Source organism: Kribbella sancticallisti (assembly GCF_039530625.1).
Lineage (GTDB): Bacteria > Actinomycetota > Actinomycetes > Propionibacteriales > Kribbellaceae > Kribbella > Kribbella sancticallisti.
Window position 1 is genome coordinate 50128 of sequence record NZ_BAAAOS010000064.1, and the last position, 15765, is coordinate 65892.

The 15765-nt window shown below is 68.8% G+C and carries 16 protein-coding genes; 6 read left to right on the forward strand and 10 right to left on the reverse strand.

What is annotated here, in order from left to right; translation table 11 throughout:
- Positions 1 to 6 precede the first annotated feature (6 nt).
- The 5 genes from ABD255_RS39785 to ABD255_RS39805 form a co-directional block, all read right to left on the reverse strand.
- A complete protein-coding gene (locus tag ABD255_RS39785) occupies positions 7 to 885 on the reverse strand; it encodes a carbohydrate ABC transporter permease (protein ID WP_344222002.1) in 879 nt (292 codons plus the stop codon).
- On the reverse strand, positions 882 to 1760 hold the full coding sequence (locus ABD255_RS39790) for a carbohydrate ABC transporter permease (RefSeq protein ID WP_344222003.1): 879 nt from the start codon (positions 1758 to 1760) through the stop codon (positions 882 to 884). Before ABD255_RS39790 ends, ABD255_RS39785 begins: the two co-directional genes overlap by 4 nt.
- Positions 1757 to 3049 carry an ABC transporter substrate-binding protein gene (locus ABD255_RS39795; RefSeq protein ID WP_344222004.1) on the reverse strand — a complete coding sequence of 431 codons (1293 nt, stop codon included), beginning with the start codon at positions 3047 to 3049 and terminating at the stop codon, positions 1757 to 1759. The genes ABD255_RS39790 and ABD255_RS39795 overlap by 4 nt, the downstream gene beginning before the upstream one ends.
- 106 nt (positions 3050 to 3155) lie before the next feature.
- Positions 3156 to 4178, reverse strand: a complete 1023-nt coding sequence (locus ABD255_RS39800; RefSeq protein ID WP_344222005.1) for a LacI family DNA-binding transcriptional regulator — start codon at positions 4176 to 4178, stop codon at positions 3156 to 3158.
- 234 nt (positions 4179 to 4412) lie between these two features.
- On the reverse strand, positions 4413 to 5648 hold the full coding sequence (locus tag ABD255_RS39805; RefSeq protein WP_344222007.1) for a D-arabinono-1,4-lactone oxidase: 1236 nt from the start codon (positions 5646 to 5648) through the stop codon (positions 4413 to 4415).
- Positions 5649 to 5760: 112 nt separating this feature from the next.
- Here ABD255_RS39805 and ABD255_RS39810 point away from each other — a divergent pair, with 112 nt between their 5' ends.
- From ABD255_RS39810 to ABD255_RS39820, 3 genes are all read left to right on the forward strand, one after another.
- Positions 5761 to 6192 carry a LacI family DNA-binding transcriptional regulator gene (locus tag ABD255_RS39810; RefSeq protein WP_344222008.1) on the forward strand — a complete coding sequence of 144 codons (432 nt, stop codon included), beginning with the start codon at positions 5761 to 5763 and terminating at the stop codon, positions 6190 to 6192.
- Positions 6193 to 6217: 25 nt separating this feature from the next.
- Positions 6218 to 7039 carry an inositol monophosphatase family protein gene (locus tag ABD255_RS39815; protein WP_344222009.1) on the forward strand — a complete coding sequence of 274 codons (822 nt, stop codon included), beginning with the start codon at positions 6218 to 6220 and terminating at the stop codon, positions 7037 to 7039.
- Positions 7040 to 7107: 68 nt separating this feature from the next.
- Positions 7108 to 8106, forward strand: coding sequence for a hypothetical protein (locus tag ABD255_RS39820; protein WP_344222010.1), 999 nt, complete (start codon positions 7108 to 7110; stop codon positions 8104 to 8106).
- Between the two features lie 47 nt (positions 8107 to 8153).
- On the opposite strand, the gene ABD255_RS39825 is transcribed toward ABD255_RS39820, so the two are convergent.
- The 5 genes from ABD255_RS39825 to ABD255_RS39845 all read right to left on the reverse strand — a co-directional run bounded on the left by ABD255_RS39825 (position 8154) and on the right by ABD255_RS39845 (position 11742).
- Positions 8154 to 8507 (reverse strand): hypothetical protein, encoded by a 354-nt coding sequence (locus tag ABD255_RS39825; RefSeq protein WP_344222011.1) that lies wholly within the window; start codon positions 8505 to 8507, stop codon positions 8154 to 8156.
- A complete protein-coding gene (locus tag ABD255_RS39830; RefSeq protein WP_344222012.1) occupies positions 8504 to 9880 on the reverse strand; it encodes a DUF4331 domain-containing protein in 1377 nt (458 codons plus the stop codon). The genes ABD255_RS39825 and ABD255_RS39830 overlap by 4 nt, the downstream gene beginning before the upstream one ends.
- Before the next feature lie 11 nt (positions 9881 to 9891).
- Positions 9892 to 10179 carry a twin-arginine translocation signal domain-containing protein gene (locus ABD255_RS39835; RefSeq protein WP_344222013.1) on the reverse strand — a complete coding sequence of 96 codons (288 nt, stop codon included), beginning with the start codon at positions 10177 to 10179 and terminating at the stop codon, positions 9892 to 9894.
- A 106-nt stretch (positions 10180 to 10285) separates the two neighbouring features.
- Positions 10286 to 11044: a sulfite exporter TauE/SafE family protein gene (locus tag ABD255_RS39840; RefSeq protein WP_344222014.1), complete on the reverse strand. Its 759-nt coding sequence runs from the start codon at positions 11042 to 11044 to the stop codon at positions 10286 to 10288.
- Positions 11041 to 11742, reverse strand: coding sequence for a FadR/GntR family transcriptional regulator (locus ABD255_RS39845; protein WP_344222015.1), 702 nt, complete (start codon positions 11740 to 11742; stop codon positions 11041 to 11043). The genes ABD255_RS39840 and ABD255_RS39845 overlap by 4 nt, the downstream gene beginning before the upstream one ends.
- 96 nt (positions 11743 to 11838) lie before the next feature.
- Between ABD255_RS39845 and ABD255_RS39850 the strand changes: the two genes are divergently transcribed.
- From ABD255_RS39850 to ABD255_RS39860, 3 genes are all read left to right on the forward strand, one after another.
- Positions 11839 to 13086, forward strand: a complete 1248-nt coding sequence (locus tag ABD255_RS39850) for an SLC13 family permease (protein WP_344222016.1) — start codon at positions 11839 to 11841, stop codon at positions 13084 to 13086.
- Positions 13087 to 13162: 76 nt separating this feature from the next.
- Complete coding sequence (locus tag ABD255_RS39855) at positions 13163 to 14311, forward strand: CaiB/BaiF CoA transferase family protein (RefSeq protein ID WP_344222017.1); 1149 nt, start codon at positions 13163 to 13165, stop codon at positions 14309 to 14311.
- Positions 14308 to 15684 carry a carboxyl transferase domain-containing protein gene (locus ABD255_RS39860; protein WP_344222018.1) on the forward strand — a complete coding sequence of 459 codons (1377 nt, stop codon included), beginning with the start codon at positions 14308 to 14310 and terminating at the stop codon, positions 15682 to 15684. The genes ABD255_RS39855 and ABD255_RS39860 overlap by 4 nt, the downstream gene beginning before the upstream one ends.
- Positions 15685 to 15765: the final 81 nt, after the last annotated feature.

The window sequence follows — 15765 nt, forward strand, 5'->3', positions numbered from 1 at the left end:
GCCTCTCTACTTGACCGCGCCGACGGTGACGCCGCGAGTCAGCGTGCGCTGGAAGATCAGGAAGAACACGACGGTCGGGAGAAGGCTGATCAGCGCCCCGGCGTTCGTGGTGGTGGCGTCCATCAGCCGGTCGCCCTGCAGGGAGGCGAGGGCGAGCGGGACGGTCTGGGTGCTGTTGTCGATCAGCATCACCAGCGGGATGAAGAACTCGTTCCAGGTCCAGATGAAGAAGAAGATCAGCAGCACCGACAGGGTCGGCCGGACGGTCGGTACGACGACCCGCCACAGCGTGGTCCACCGCCCCGCGCCATCCAGCGCGGCCGCCTCGAGCAGTGCCTTCGGGAACGTCCCGAGCACCGAGGCGAGCAGGTAGGTGCCGAACGCGCTCTGGATGACGGTGAAGATGATGATCACGCTCAGCCTGCTGTTGTAGAGGCCGAACGACTTCGCCATCGAGTAGAGCGGGTAGACCAGCGCTTCCTGCGAGATCATGTTCGCCAGCAGGAAGAGCCCGGTGATCCAGATCCGGCCGCGGACCCGGCCGACGCCGAGCGCGTACGCGTTGAGCAGCGACAGGACCACGCCCAGCATCGCGACGGAGCCCGAGATGATGATCGAGTTGAGCAGCTTGCCCTCGAAGTGGACCTGCTGCCAGTAGTTCTTCAGCCCGTCGAGCTGGAACGACTCCGGCCAGGCGAGCGGGCCGTTGCCGGAATAGTCGGCGGGCGACTTGAAGGCGTTCATCACCATGATCAGGAAGGGCACCAGGACCAGCGCCGCTGTCAGGACGACCAGGGCGAGTACGACCCAGCGGGCCGTGCCCTGCTTGTAGCGGTCCGGATCCTTGCGGGAGACGCGGCTCCGGGTGAGCGTGAGTGTGGTCATGACTCCTCGACCCTTCCCTGCACCTTCAGAAATCCGATGCTGACGACAACGATCACCAGGGTCAGGGCGGTCGCCACGGCGGCGCCGTACCCGACCTGCAGCTTGTTGAAGAACGCGTTGTAGGCGAAGTACGACGGAACGGTGGTCGCGTTGTTCGGGCCGCCGCGGGTGAGCGCCCAGATCGGACCGAACACCTTCAGCGCGGCGATCGTGCAGGTCAGCGCGACCACGAACGTCTCCGGCCGGATCTGCGGCAGCGTGATCGCCTGGAATCGGCGGAACCAGCCGGCGCCGTCGATCTCCGCCGCCTCGTACAGGTCGGGGTCGACCCGTTGCAGCGCGGCCATGAAGATCACCACCGGATAGCCGATCTGGACCCAGATCAGCACCAGCATCACCATCGGCAGCGCGGTCTTCGGATCACCCAGCCAGTCGTGCTCGCCGAGTCCGATCGCCCGGCCGACGGCGTTCACCGCGCCGTCCGGCCGGAGCAGCCAGCCCCAGAGGATGCCGGCGACAACCACCGGCAGCACCTGCGGCAGGTAGAAGGTGGCCCGCAGGAACGACGCCGTCTTCTGGCCGAACCTCCGGCCGATCACGTCGAACAACGTGGCCGACAGCACCAGCCCGATCAGCGTCGGGATCACCACCATCGCGATCACCATCGCCGCGGTGTTGCGGAACGACGTCCAGAAGACGTCGTCGCGCAGCAGCCGGGTGTAGTTGTCCAGCCCGATCCAGCGCGGATCGCCGATGCCGGACCACTTCGTCAGCGACAGGTACAGGTTCGCGCCGAACGGGACGGCGACGATGGCGGTGAAAGCGACGGCGCCGGGCAGCAGGTACCACCAGAAGCCTGCCTTGCCCCTGGTCATCCGTTCTTGATTTCTTGGACACCCTGGTCGTAGGCCTTGCCGAGGTCGGTCAGCACCTGGTCGGGGTTCTTGGAGCCGTTGATCAGCGACTGGCCGCCCGCGACCAGGACGTCGTAGTACCCGGGGACCGGCCAGTCGGGGTAGAAGGCGAGTCCGTCGGCCTGGGTGATGGCCTCGAAGTTGGCGATCAGTTCCTTGTTCTTCGGGTCCGTCACCTTGGCCAGGTCCGCCTTGACCGGGACGCCGCCGTTGTTGGCCATGATCGTCTGGATCTCCGGCCGCATGGTGATGTCGATGAAGTCGTAGGCCAGCTTCTTGTTCTTCGACTGCTCCGGGACGACCCAGAGGTTGCCGGACGAGCCCGCGTTCAGCTTGTTGCCGGGGAACAGGAACGTGCCCCACTCGAACTTCTTGATCTCGCTGGCGAACCGGCCGTACCACCAGGACCCGCTGACGATCATCGGCGTCTTGCCGGCGATGAACGCGGTGCCCATGTCCTCGGCCTTCAGGCTGGCCGACTGCTTGGAGATGTAGCCCTTCTGGACCCAGTCGCGGAAGGTGTCGGCGCCGTACTTGAGCGGGTCGGCCGTGAAGTCGACGCTGCCCTTGTAGAGCTGGTAGTTGTCGACGAACGACCGGTCCGCCTTGGAGAGCGCCAGTTCGTAGTACAGCTGGCCGGCCGGGTACTCCGCGCCGGCCATCCCGAGCGGAGTCACCTTCTTCGCGACGAACTTGTCCATCGCCGCGGTGAACTCGTCGAGCGTCTTCGGCACGGTGACGCCGTACTGCTGGAAGAGCGCCTTGTTGTAGTAGACCATCACGTACTCGCCGTAGTTCGGGATGCCGAACCAGTTGCCCGTGCCCATCACGCCCTTCTCGTCGTACTTGGCGGTGGTCTGCAGGCTCGGGCTGAGCGCCTTGTCCCAGCCGCGGCTCGCGACCTCGTCGCTCAGGTCGGTGAGCAGGCCCTTTGAGCTCAGCAGGCCGGCGGTGGCGTTGCCCTTGTTGTACTCCATCAGGTCCGGTGCCTGGTCGGAGGCGAGGATCATCGAGGCGTTCTGCTGGATCTGCTCGAAGGCCTTGCGCTCGAACTCGACGGTGACGCCCGGGTGCTCGGTCTTGAACACCTCGATGGCGCGGTCCCAGGCCTTGCCCATCGCGCCGTTCGCGCTCTCGTAGTGCCAGAGCTTGAGCGTGCCGGTGCCGGTGCCGCCGGCGTCACCGCCGCTGTCATCGCCGCCGCTGCAGCCGGCCAGGACGAGGGCGAGCGAGACGATCGCAGCCCCCATTGAGATCATGGTGCGGGGAGACCGCATGGGTGTACTCCTTTGAACGGGTGTCTGTCCGGTGGTTCCTCGGTCCGTCGTCGCGTTGCAGCGCGGCGGCGGACACCAACTACTTCTTCTTGCGTGGTCTGGCGCTGGTCCCCCGGACCTCCAGCACACAGGGCAACAACTCTTCGTACGTCGTACCGTCGCCGTCGGCGAGTCGCTTGAGCAGGACTCGCGTGGCGGCTGCTCCCAGGGCGGACCCCGGTGAGGTCATCGCGGTCAGGGCCGGACTCGCCAGGTCGGCGACGACCTCCGACGTGACCATCGACACCACCGAGATGTCCCACGGCACGTCGAGGCCTGCTTCCCGGAGCTCGGCCAGGATGCCGAGCGCGGCGTTCTCGTTCATCACCAGGACGCCGGTCAACCGTGGGCACCGCTCGCGGGCTTCCCGGATCGCCTGCCGGCCGCCGGTCGCGGTGTCGTCCGTCGGCACCATCACGCCGGTGATCCGGTGCCGTCGCAGCGCGGCCTCGAAGGCGGCCGCGGTCCGCTTCGCCGGGCCGTAGCCGCTGGCCAGGCTCGCTGCGGAGTGGTTGACGTAGGCAACAGCTTCGTGGCCGAGCTGGACCAGGTGCGCCACCGCGTCGTCGACGGTCTGGTCGAAGTCGATGTCCACGCAGGCGAGTCCGGTGGGGTCCTCGGTCCGGCCGATCAGCACGAACGGCGACTCCAGCTTGCGGAGCAGGTCGACTCTGCGGTCGGACAGCTGGACCTCCATCACGAGGAAGCCGTCGAGCAGCCGCTGGGTGGCGAGCGTCTGCAGTTCGTCGCTGTCGTCGGTGCCGACCGGGCACAGCATCAGGTGGTAGCCGGCCTCGCGCGCGGCCTCGGTCGCTCCGGTGACGAAAGCCGTCTCGGTCGCTCCCAGCGCTCGGCCGGTCAGCGGGAGGAGCAGGCCGATGATGTTGCTCCGTCGGCTTGCGAGTCCGCGTGCCATCGCGTTCGGCTGGTAGTCGAGTTCGGCCATCGCTGCCAGTACGCGGTCGCGGGTGGCGTCGGAGATCGGCCTGGTTCCGGTCAGGACGTACGACACCGTGCTGACGGACACGCCGGCCCGCCGAGCCACGTCGGTCATCGTCGCCATGCTGCCTCCGCCGATCATCGAAACGCTTCGTCGAAGCGTTTCGACAAAAGGTAGGCGAAGGGCTCAGGACCGTCAACAGTTGGTTGGGGGTGACGGCGGGAGTTCGGCTGCCGCGTGTGCCGGGCTGGGGCAGTGAGCTCGCGGGTGTGGTTGCCGCAGCCGGATACCTGCCCGGAGGGCTGGGTGAGCTGGGGCCTGCCCGGAGGGCTGGGTGAGCTGGGACTGCCCGGAGGGCTAGGTAGCGGGTAGGTAGGTGTTCAGGTAGTCGTTGCGGAACTTGCCGTCTGGGTCGTACTTCGCGGCGAGGGGGATGAAGTCCGGGACCTTCGGGTAGACCTCGCGCAGGGTGGCGGCGTCGGCGGTGAAGACCTTGCCCCAGTGGGGGCGGGCGTCTAGTGGGAGCAGGGCGGCTTCCAAGGCTTCGACCACGGGGAGGACGGCGGCCTCGTCCTGGATCCAGGTGAAGTGCAAGGCGACCGTGTCACGGCCCTGGCTCGGGCTCAGCCAGAGGTCGTCGGCGGCGATCGTCCGGACCTCGGAGATCTGCATCACCGGTGCGAGCTTCGACCCGAGCGCCCGCAGCGCCTCGAACGCCTCGCCGGCCGCGGCGCGCGGCAGGAAGTACTCCGACTGCAACTCCTCCCCGTTGCTCGGGGTGAACTCGAGCCGGAAGTGCGGCAGCCGCTCGTTCCACGGGCCGACGACACCACCTTGCTGAGTCGCGAAGTCGGCCGGCATCGCCTTGATCGGGTGCCTGGCCCCATCCGCCAGGTGCGCGCCCAGCCAGGTCGGCTCGTACGGCGTACCGGCGCGCAGTTTGCGCCAGACCATCACGTCCGGGTCGAGCCAGTCGGTGAACGCGCTCACGCTGTAGGCGCTCGCGAAGATCTCCTCGAAGTCCGAGCCGAGCCGATCCAGCGGCAGCCCGTCGTACACGACCTGGCTGATCTCGTACGTCGGCCGGGTCTCGAGCTGGATCTGGACCGTCACGCCGAGCGCGCCGAGGGAGATCACCGAGCCGAGGAAGTCGGGGTCACCCTTGCTCAGGGTGACGAGTTCGCCGCGAGCGTCGATGAAGGTGATCGCCGTGACGGCCGACGCGAGTGTCCCGTTCGCGTTGCCGGATCCGTGCGTTCCGGTGGCGCACGCGCCCGCCACCGAAATGTGCGGCAGGGAGCCCAGATTGTGCAGCGCCTTCCCCTCGGCCTGCAGCGCCGCCGTCACCTCGCCGTACCGGAGCCCGGCCGAGATCGTCACCGCCGACTCCTCGATCGTGACCACTCGGGGCAGGTCCAGCACCGAGACCAGCGTGCCGGAGGTGTCGGCGATCCGGTTGAACGAATGCCCGGTCCCGAGCACCCGCACCCGCTCGGACGACCTCACCAACTCCTGCAACTCCGGCACCGATCCCGGCGCCTGAACAGCTGTCGAGAAGGTGATGTTGCCCGCCCAGTTCGTCCGCTCAGCCATTCCAACGCCCCTTCACCAGTCACCAACACTCCCGCGAGCCTTCCACACCCAGACGCCTCCCCACCTTCACAGTCCACCCGCTGGCCCTCCAGAGGAGGCCGGGGCAGCGCCTGTGGAGCAGACCGGTGGCCGTAGGCGACCCACCATCAAGGACGTGGCCGCCGTCGCCGGGGTCTCCCGCGGCACCGTCTCCCGGGTGCTGAACGGCGGCCACTGGGTCTCGCCGGAAGCACTCACCGCGGTGCAGGCCGCGATCCGCTCGACCGGGTACGCCGCCAACCGGCACGCCCGCAGCCTGGTCACCGGCCGGGCGAACTCGGTCGCGTTCCTGCTCACCGAGCCGCACCAACTGCTGTTCGAGGACCCGAACTTCTCGGTTCTGCTCCGCGGCGCGGCGGATGCCCTGGCCAAGCGGGACATGCCGCTGCTGCTGATGGTCGCCGGTACCGCGGAGGAGCGCCGCCGGGTGACGGATCAACGGCGAACAACCCGCCGCCGTGATCCTCCCCACCACCCTCGTCCGCCGCGACTCGACCTGACCTGACATCGGCGTCGGCTAGCTTGAGTCAATGCCTTCCGATGCCGACCTGGCCGTCTACTCGCAGGAACTGTCCGCCACCGCCGCCGAAGCGGCCCGGCTCGTCGCGGCGGATCTGCGCGCCGCCTTCCGCAGCGGGATGAACGTCGAGTTCAAGCGCGACCAGCACGACCCGGTCACTGTGCACGACCGCCGGGCCGAGGAAGCGATCTCCGCCCTGCTCACCACCCGTGTGCCCGGCAGCAGCGTCGTCGGCGAGGAGGATGGCGCCCACGAGGGATCGGGCGACGTCACCTGGTACATAGACCCGATCGACGGTACCGCGAACTTCGCCCGCGGACTCGCCTTCTTCTGTACGTCGATCGGCGCCGTGGTCGACGGCCGGATCGTGGCCGGCGCGGTCCTCGACCCGATGGCCGACCACCTCTTCACGGCCGACCTGTCCGGGGCGTTTCTCAACGGCGACCGCCTTCGCTCCGCTGGTGTGCCGGACGAGGCCGAGGCGATGCTCCTCACGAGCTACCCGAGCGCTCGCGACCTGGCTACCGACGGCCCGGTCGCGCTGGAGCGCTACGGCGCACTCGTCACGGAGTACGGGACGGTGCGGCGGCCGGGCAGTGCGGCGCTCAGCCTCTCGCACGTCGCAGCGGGCTGGGCCGATGCCTCAGTCGGTACCGCGGTCAGCCCGTGGGACATCTGCGCCGGGCGGCTCATCGTCGAGCAGTCAGGCGGCAGCTACCACGGCTTCGGCGGCACCGGCTGGAACCACCCGCACTTCGCCGCCCGCACCCCTGACCTGGAACCCACAGCACTCGACCAACTCGTCGACGCCCTCACCGCGAGCTTGCCCTGACGCGGAACCACGGGCCGTCGGCGATCGTCGGAGCAGTCGATCGAATCCGAAGATCTCGAGAGGAATACATGTTGCGCCCCACCTCCTTCTCCCGTCGTCGCGTGGTCACCGCGCTCGGGCTGGCCGGAGTACTGGCCGCCGGAACCGCTGTCACCGTGGCGGTCAAGGGACCGGACACCTCACAGGCCGCCACGCTGAGCACGCAGGCCACGGCCGCGATCAGTTGCAGCACCGCGACCGGTGGCAAGCCGTTCTACGACGGGCCGTCCGCGTCGAAGGTCTACGACGCGCGCTTCAGCAACAGCGCCGCGGTCCCGAACCTCGGCACCCACACGCCGCAGGGCGCCGGCACCTGGTGGAACTGGGACGGCTCGAAGGACCTGATCCTCGTCACGGCGTACCGCAAGGGCGCGAACTCGCAGATCATCGGGATCGACCCGGCCACCAACAAGACGGTCGGCGTGGTCGCGATCGCCGCCACCCACGCCGGCGGCATCACCACCAGCAACGGCTGGGCGTTCGTCCAGGGCAGCACCAACGGCATCCGCAAGTACAAACTGTCCTCGCTGAAGGCGGCGATGAAGGCCGCCGGTACGCCGTACCTGAAGGCGGTCGGCTCCGAGCGCAAGGTCTACGGCGCGTCCTTCCTGACCAGCTACGGCGGCTACCTGTGGTCCGGCAAGTTCAACGACAAGGGCCGCGACAAGATGTACCAGTACAAGATCAACAGCAACGGCACGCTGACCACGATCAACAAGGCGTGGGAGGTGCCGACGAAGACCCAGGGCCTGCTCGTCACCGGCAGCCACTTCGTCTTCAGCACCTCGTACGGCCGCGACAAGCGCAGCAACCTGTACGTCGTCCGCCGCGGCCAGCCGGACCTCGACAAGGCCAGGCTGAGCTGCTTCCGGGCGCCGAGCATGTCCGAGGGCATCACCGAGTACGGCGGCCGCGCCTACCTCGTCTACGAGTCCGCGTCGCACCTGTACCGCAGCGACCCCAAGACCCTGAACGTGATCCCGCGCTTGCACAAGGCAACCATCTCGTCCCTGACCGGCCTGGCCTGAGACGCGCGTGCCCCCACCCGTTCCCGGGTGGGGGCACGCGTGTTTCGTCAGGTCGGCCAGTCCGCGGCGGTGACCTCGCCGCCGGTGACGTCGACGGCCAGCCTGACCGGACCGTCCGGCCGGACATACAGCTCGTACCGGCCCTGTGGCACCTCGAAGAAGACGGCGGAGTGGATCGTCTCCCCCTCCGGCGACGGCCTCGGGACCACGGCCACGTGCGGTAGGTGACTGTGCTGATGACCATCCCCGTGATGATGTTCATCAGCCGAGTGACCGACCGGACGCAGTTCGATCTCCACGCCTTCGAGGGCCGACGGACAGTCGATGACGAGGGCGCCGACGTCGCCGCCGATGTCCAGCAGGACCGAGGACCCCTTGCCCGCGTGCGGATTCTCGGTCATGAAACGGCCGGGATTCCGGGCTTGGTCTGATAGCCCCCGGCCGGCGTGCCGAGGTACGGGAACTTCGTCAGGTAGTCGGAGTTCGTGTTCGACGTACCGTCCTTGATCGCCCCCGCCGCGGCGTCCGGGGTGAACGACGGGTCGACCAGCGGGATCGTCAGCCCGGCCACTGCCCGCAGCTCGACCGTCACCACGTCGTCGAAGACCCTGCGTCCGTTGGGGAAACCGGCCGCGTCGCCCGCGACCAGGCCGAGCGGGTCAGGAGCCTTCGACGGCGGTACCGCGACGTTCAGCCGCAGCATGTCCGCCTGCACCGGCCCGGTGTAGTTCTGGAACCCCGGTACCACGCCCTTCGGGATCCCGGTCAGCAGGATCGCCGCCAGGTCGGCCCGCGGCTTCTTGTAGGCTGCCAGCTTCGGGAACACCCCCGGATACAGCACCGGCAACAACCCCGCCAGCTCCGGCTTCGTCACGTACTCGGCGAACGCCTTGTCGTCCTTCGGGGCCCGCGCGTTCCACTTGTCCTTCTCCGCCATCGGCACGATCACCTCGTTGAACAAGGGGTTCCCGAGCCGCGAGACCTGCCGGTACGGGCCGTGCCAGCGGGCCAGACCGAGCCCGTCGAGCAACTTCGACTGCCGCCGGCTCGCCGAGGCGTACACCCCGATCACCGCCTTCGGGTCGAGCACGTCCTGGGGCCGCTTCCCGTCCCGGGTGAGGTCCGTGATCGGTACCTGCAGGGCGATGGTGTGCACGTTCTGCGCCTGCAGGCCGTTGACGCCCATCGCCGCGGCCGACGGGATCAGGTGCGCCAACTGGAACGGCCGGAGTGTGCCGAGGTCGAAGATGCTGCCCAGGTCGGCGAAGAAGCCGTCCGCCCGCTGCCCGGCGAACACCTTCCGGTTCGGTCCGATCGTCTGGATCGCCTCGCCGGCCAGCTTGGTGTAGTCCGGCGTACTGCGCGGGCCGATGTTGACCGGCGGCACCCGCAGGTTCCGCGCCAGGATCCGGGACCTGCCGTTCTCCACCCGGGTGACCGAGTAGTACTGCGGCCGGTTCCAGGTGCTGTCCTTGATCGAGGTGATCGGGCCGGTGTTGTAGAGGAAGGTCTTCTTGTTCCGGATCTCGGCGTGGAAGCGGAACTGGTAGCTGATGTCGGCCCGGCCGTCGGCTCCGTTGGAGACGTGGATCTGGTACAGCACGTCGTCGCCGAACTCGTAGAAGTTCGGGCCGCCGTACGGGTTCTGGAACGGGATGAAGTTGGCGATCAACGTCACCGTGTCCGGCTTGTCCGGGCTGACGAACGCGTAGACGTCGGTGTTGTCGGCCACCGGGTCCTTGGAGATCTCCGGTGCTTCGCGATGTGAGGACATGTCCCTCCCCCTCAGGCCGTCGTCACGCCGGCCAGGCGGGCGGCGAGTTCTCGGTCGGTGACCAGTACCTCGCGGTCGCCGACCAGGATGGACAACTTGCCGGCCTCGACGTCCTGCACGTGGACGACGAACGACTCGGCGGTCGCCAGGTCGACCGACTCCAGTCCCTGCGCCGTCGGCGTAGCCGCTTCCGCCGTCTCCTCGCCGAACAGTTGCGGTCCGGCAACCGCTGCCCCGACCGCAGCCGCGGTGCCCGCACCTGCGAACACGAGAAAACCGCGTCGTGTCGCATCGCTCATGACTAGCTCCTCCCTGTAGTGACCTGGCTCACCACCAGGTCACCAACGCTTCGGAACCACGGCGCCCGCGGATGGGCGCGAATCCCCGGCAGATTCCCGGGCCGACTCAGAGCATGGCGATGGCGGCGGTGATGCCGGCCAGAACGATGAGGATGCGGAGGAGGGTGGGCGGGAGCACGCGGCCGAGATGGGCTCCCGCGTAGCCGCCGACGACCGAGCCGATGGCGAGGAGGCCGACGGCGGTGAGATTGAGGTCGGCGACGAAGATGAAGATGATGCCGGCGACGACGTTCGCGGCCAGGACGGCGAGGGTTTTGAGGGCATTGACCACCCGGAACTCCAGATCGAGGCCGAGGCCGAGCACGGCCATCATCATCACCCCGGACCCCGCTCCGAAGTACCCGCCGTACACGCCGGTGAGCGCGGCGAAGACGGTGGTGACGGGAGACATCGCGGTTCGCGGCTCCGGCGCGTGGGTGTGGCGGGAACGCAGCCATCTCGAAATCCACGGCTGAGCGCCGACGATCAGGCAGGTGAAGAGGATCAACCACGGCACGACAGCCTCGAACACGCCCGGCGGCAAGGCCAGCAGCAGCGTCGCGCCGCCGACCGAGCCGAGTGCGCAGGTCAGCACGACAGCCCAGGTCGCGCTCGGCTGCTCGCGCAACTCGCGCCGGTAGCCGAGCGATCCGCTCAGCCCACCCGGGATCAGGCCGAGCGTGTTCGACGCGTTGGCCACTACCGGCGGAATCCCCAGCGCCACCAGCACCGGGAAGCTCACCAGCGACGCGACGCCGACCGTGGTCGTGAGCAGTCCCGCGACCAGGCCGGCGCCGATGACGATGAGTTGCTCGGCCCCCGTCACGGCTGCTCGCGCAGCAGGGCGACGTCGCTGACCAGCATCACGTGGTCGTGCATCGCCTGCGCCGCCGCGTCGGCATCGCCCGCGGCGATCGCGTCGGCGACCCGCTGGTGGCCCGCCAGCGATTCGCGCGGGCGGCCGGGCTGGGACAGCGACTCCAGCCGCGTCTCCTTGATCAGATCCTCCAGCGCCCCCATCATCTGCGCGAGCAACGAGGACCGGGCCGCGGTCGTGACGGCCCCGTGAAACTGCTCGTCGCCCTCGACGCCACGCCCGCCGGCCGCGATGTCGCGCTCCATCTCCTCCAGCGCGGCCCGGATCGCGGCCAGGTCGGCATCCGTACGCCGGACGGCGGCGAGCGCGGCCAGTTTCGACTCCAGCGCGTCCCGCGCCTCGATGATCTCGGGCAGCCGGTCCGCGTGCGCCCGGATCGCGTCGATCACCGGGCCGGTCCGGACCCGCTCGGTCAGCACCGTGCCGTCGCCGTGCCGGACCATTACGACCCCGATCACCTCGAGCGCGACCAGAGCCTGGCTCAAGGTGGCCCGGCTGACCCCCAGCCGGGCGGCGAGTTCACGCTCGGGCGGCAGCCGATCCCCGACGCCGAGACCGTTCTCGGAGATCCAGTTGGTGATCTGCTCGGCGACCTGCTCGTACAGCCGGGTGCGGAGTACGGGACGAGGGAAGCGGTCGTCTGCCATACCGCACAGCTTATTGACAATTGGGTCATTGAACTATTGGCTAGGCCAGTGAGCCACGCGACAAAGGCTTTCCGCCCCCGGAGTTAGGACATCACCATGGGACCAGAATGGGTAGCGATCCTCGCGCTCGTCGCGCTCTTCGTGATGGGCACGCTGCTGCCGATCAACATGGGAGCCCTCGCGTACGTCGCGGCGTGGCTCGTCGGGATGTACTCGCTCGACCTGAGCGAGAGGGAGATCCTGGCCGGCGTCAGCGGTGACCTGGTACTCACCCTGATCGGCGTCACGTATCTGTTCGCGATAGCCAAGAACAACGGAACCGTCGACCTGATCGTCAGAAGCGCGGTCCGGGCCGTCGGCGGGCGGGTCGCGCTGATCCCCTGGGTGATGTTCGCGGTCACCGCACTGCTGACCGCGATCGGCGCGGCCAGTCCGGCCGCCTGCGCGATCATCGGCCCGATCGCACTCGGCTTCGCCGGCCGCTACAAGATCAACCCGCTGATGATGGGCATGTTCGTCGTGCACGGCGCGCAGGGCGGCGGCTTCTCCCCGATCAGCATCTACGGCACGATCACCAACTCGGTGATGGAGGAGAACAACCTGCCCTCCAGCGAGATGACGGTCTTCCTGTCCAGCCTTGTCGTCAACCTGGTGATGGCGGCGATCCTGTTCGTCCTGCTCGGCGGCCGCAGACTGATGTCCCAGCGGGTCGATCCCAATGACCCCGACACGCTCGAAGAGGACCTGCACCGGGGCGGCGCGACGGTGCCCGCCCGCGGCATGGGGACCTCCGCGCCGACCGGCACCCAGGCCCTCGGCGTACGGCGGGATCAGGTGCTGACGCTGGTCGCCTTCGTCTGCGTCGCGCTGGTCGCGTTGATCTTCGACAAGAACATCGGCTTCGTCTCGATCACCGCCGCCGTCATCCTGGCGACGATGGCACCCAAGGAGCACAAGGACGCCGTCCGGCAGATCGCCTGGCCCACCGTCCTGCTCGTCGCCGGCGTCAGCACGTACGCCGCGATCCTGACCGAGGCGGGCTCCCCCGAGTTCGTCGGCAAGTGGGCGGCCGGGCTCGGCGCCGTCGTGATCGGCGCGCTGATCCTCTGCTACGTCGGTGGAGTGGTGTCGGCGTTCGCGTCCTCGACCGCGCTGCTGCCGGTGATCATCCCGATCGCGGTGCCGCTGATCGCCAACGGCGGGATCAGCGCGGGCTTCTTCGTCGCCGCCCTCGCGGTCGCCTCGACCATCGTCGACGTCAGCCCGTTCTCCACCAACGGCGCGCTGATGCTGGCGAACGGCCGGACACGATCGAGGAACCCGTGTACTACAAGCAGATCCTGACCTACAGCATGATCGTGGTACTGGTCGGACCGCTCCTGGTCTGGGCCGCGCTCGTGCTGCCGGGCTGGTGACGCGGATGCCCGGCCCGCTGCACGACGTCCTGGTGGTCGACCTGTCCCGCGCGCTGGCCGGACCGCACGCGACGATGATGCTCGGCGATCTCGGCGCCCGGGTGATCAAGATCGAGGCACCCGGTCGCGGCGACGACACCCGCGGTTGGGGACCGCCGTTCGTCGGCGATCCCCGCGAGTCGACGTACTTCCTGTCGGCCAACCGGAACAAGGAGTCGATCGCGCTCGACCTCAAGTCCGACGCCGACCGCGCCGTGCTGCTGCGGTTGGTCGATCGTGCCGACGTGCTGGTGGAGAACTTCCGGACCGGTGTGCTCGAACGGCTCGGTCTCGGCATCGACGCGCTCCGCGAGCGCAATCCGCGACTGGTCGTCTTGTCGATCACGGGTTTCGGGCACGACGGTCCCGAGGGCGGTAGGGCCGGGTACGACCAGATCGCCCAGGGCGAGGCCGGACTGATGTCGCTGACCGGCTCCGGCCCGGACGACCCGCAACGCGTCGGTACGCCGATCGCGGACCTGCTCGCCGGCATGTACGGCGCGTACGGCGTACTCGCCGCGTTGCACGAGCGGGCCGTCACCGGCAGCGGCAGCGTCGTACGGACGTCCCTGCTGGCCGCGGTGGTCGGCGTGCACGCCTTCCAGGGCACGCGCTACACGGTGGCCGGCGAGGTCGGTGTTGCTCAAGGCAACCACCATCCGTCGATCGCGCCGTACGGACTGTTCCATTGTGCGGACGGCGCGGTACAGATCGCGGTGGGCAGCGAGGGCCTGTGGCAACGGTTCTGCGATGCCTTCGAGCTGTCGCCGGAAGGGCTGGCGACCAATGCCGAGCGGGTGGCCGATCGGCAGCGGGTGATCCAGGTGGTGGAGGAAGCGTTCGCCGAATGGACCGCTGAAGCGTTGCTGGCCCGGCTGAGCGAGGCCGGGATTCCGGCCGGCAAGGTGCGCGGCCTCGACGAGGTCTACAGCTGGGATCAGACGGCGAGTCAGGGACTGCTCGTCGAGGTCGACCACCCGACGCTCGGGCCGTTGACTCTGCCCGGCCCGCCGCTGCGCTTCTTCTCCGGCGCCGACGAGACGACGCCGCGCGAGCACGCCGCTCCCCCGACGCTCGATCAGCACGGCGCCGCGATCAGGGCCTGGTTGTCGTGAACCGGCCGGGCGCGCGGGAGTTGATCGAGGTCGTGCTCGACCCGGGCTCGTTCGAGTCGTGGGACCGGCCGGTCGAGCCCGACCCGTCGTACCGCGAGCAACTGGAGGCGGCGACCGCTCGCGCCGGGACCGACGAGTCCGTGCTGACCGGCCGTGGACTGATGCACGGCCGGCCGGTTGCCGTGCTGGTGAGCGAGTTCGGCTTCCTGGCGGGCTCGATCGGCCGGGCCGCCGCCGCCCGCATCACCGACGCCGTACTGCGGGCAACGGCTGAGCGCCTGCCCATCCTCGCGTCGACGGCTTCCGGTGGAACGCGGATGCAGGAGGGCGCTCCCGCGTTCGTCGAGATGGTCCGGATCTCGCGCGCGCTGATGGCACACAAGGCCACCGGGCTGCCCTACCTGGTGCACCTGCGGCATCCGACGACCGGCGGCGTGTTCGCCTCGTGGGGGTCGCTCGGGCACGTCACCGTCGCGGAACCCGGTGCGCTGATCGGTTTCCTCGGGCCCAAGGTCTATCGGGCTCTGTACGGCGAGCCGTTCCCGGCCGGAGTACAGACTGCGGAGAACCTCGCGGCGCACGGGGTGATCGACGGAGTCGTCGAGGCCGAGGACCTTCCCGTCCTTCTCGACCGGGCTCTCGGCGTGCTGGTCGATCCCGCGACGCCACCCGCGCTGGTGCGGCGTACGGGCGAGCCAGGCCCGGCGGACGGCTGGGATTCCGTACTGCGTACCAGGCGGCAGGATCGCGCCGGAGTACGGGACTTGCTGCGGTATGGCGCGACCGGCACGGTCAGGTTGACCGAGCCGGATGCGTGCGTGCTGGTCGCGTTGACGCGGCTCGACGGTCAACCCTGCGTGCTCGTGGGCCAGGATCGTTCGCAGCGCAAGGCGATGGGGCCGAGCGCCCTCCGCCAAGCCCGCCGGGGCATGCGGCTGGCCGAGGACCTCGGTCTGCCACTGGTCACCGTGATCGACACCCCGGGCGCCGAACTCTCAGCCGCCGCCGAGACCGGTGGCATCGCGGCGGAGATCGCGCAGTGCATCGCGACGATGGCCACACTCACTGTGCCGACCGTGTCGCTGTTGCTCGGGCAAGGCACCGGCGGCGGCGCGCTCGCCTTGCTGCCGGCAACAACTGTCATCGCCGCCGAGCACGCTTGGCTGGCACCTCTTCCGCCGGAAGGCGCGAGCGCGATCCTGCACGGCGACACCAGTCGCGCACCCGAACTCGCCTCGGCCCAACGGATCACCGCGGTCGCGCTGCGGGAGACCGGCACCGTCCATCACATCATCCCCGAACGCGACGACGACTCAGCCGAATCGCTGGCAGTCGCCCTGGCAGCCGAGTGCGCGGCCCGTCTTGCCCTGTAACGTTTGCAACACACTACCCCTGGCTCGAAGCCCCCGGAGCCTTCGCCGCCGCGATCCGGCCCTTCCTCGACTCCAGCACGG

What these genes read in the sequence shown, in the direction of transcription:
- ABD255_RS39785 (WP_344222002.1), bottom strand. Translation starts at nt 885, where the DNA reads ATGACCACACTCACGCTCACCCGGAGCCGCGTCTCCCGCAAGGATCCG.
- ABD255_RS39790 (WP_344222003.1), bottom strand. Translation starts at nt 1,760, where the DNA reads ATGACCAGGGGCAAGGCAGGCTTCTGGTGGTACCTGCTGCCCGGCGCC.
- ABD255_RS39795 (WP_344222004.1), bottom strand. Translation starts at nt 3,049, where the DNA reads ATGGGGGCTGCGATCGTCTCGCTCGCCCTCGTCCTGGCCGGCTGCAGC.
- ABD255_RS39800 (WP_344222005.1), bottom strand. Translation starts at nt 4,178, where the DNA reads ATGGCGACGATGACCGACGTGGCTCGGCGGGCCGGCGTGTCCGTCAGC.
- ABD255_RS39805 (WP_344222007.1), bottom strand. Translation starts at nt 5,648, where the DNA reads ATGGCTGAGCGGACGAACTGGGCGGGCAACATCACCTTCTCGACAGCT.
- ABD255_RS39815 (WP_344222009.1), top strand. Translation starts at nt 6,218, where the DNA reads ATGCCTTCCGATGCCGACCTGGCCGTCTACTCGCAGGAACTGTCCGCC.
- ABD255_RS39820 (WP_344222010.1), top strand. Translation starts at nt 7,108, where the DNA reads ATGTTGCGCCCCACCTCCTTCTCCCGTCGTCGCGTGGTCACCGCGCTC.
- ABD255_RS39825 (WP_344222011.1), bottom strand. Translation starts at nt 8,507, where the DNA reads ATGACCGAGAATCCGCACGCGGGCAAGGGGTCCTCGGTCCTGCTGGAC.
- ABD255_RS39830 (WP_344222012.1), bottom strand. Translation starts at nt 9,880, where the DNA reads ATGTCCTCACATCGCGAAGCACCGGAGATCTCCAAGGACCCGGTGGCC.
- ABD255_RS39835 (WP_344222013.1), bottom strand. Translation starts at nt 10,179, where the DNA reads ATGAGCGATGCGACACGACGCGGTTTTCTCGTGTTCGCAGGTGCGGGC.
- ABD255_RS39845 (WP_344222015.1), bottom strand. Translation starts at nt 11,742, where the DNA reads ATGGCAGACGACCGCTTCCCTCGTCCCGTACTCCGCACCCGGCTGTAC.
- ABD255_RS39850 (WP_344222016.1), top strand. Translation starts at nt 11,839, where the DNA reads ATGGGACCAGAATGGGTAGCGATCCTCGCGCTCGTCGCGCTCTTCGTG.
- ABD255_RS39855 (WP_344222017.1), top strand. Translation starts at nt 13,163, where the DNA reads ATGCCCGGCCCGCTGCACGACGTCCTGGTGGTCGACCTGTCCCGCGCG.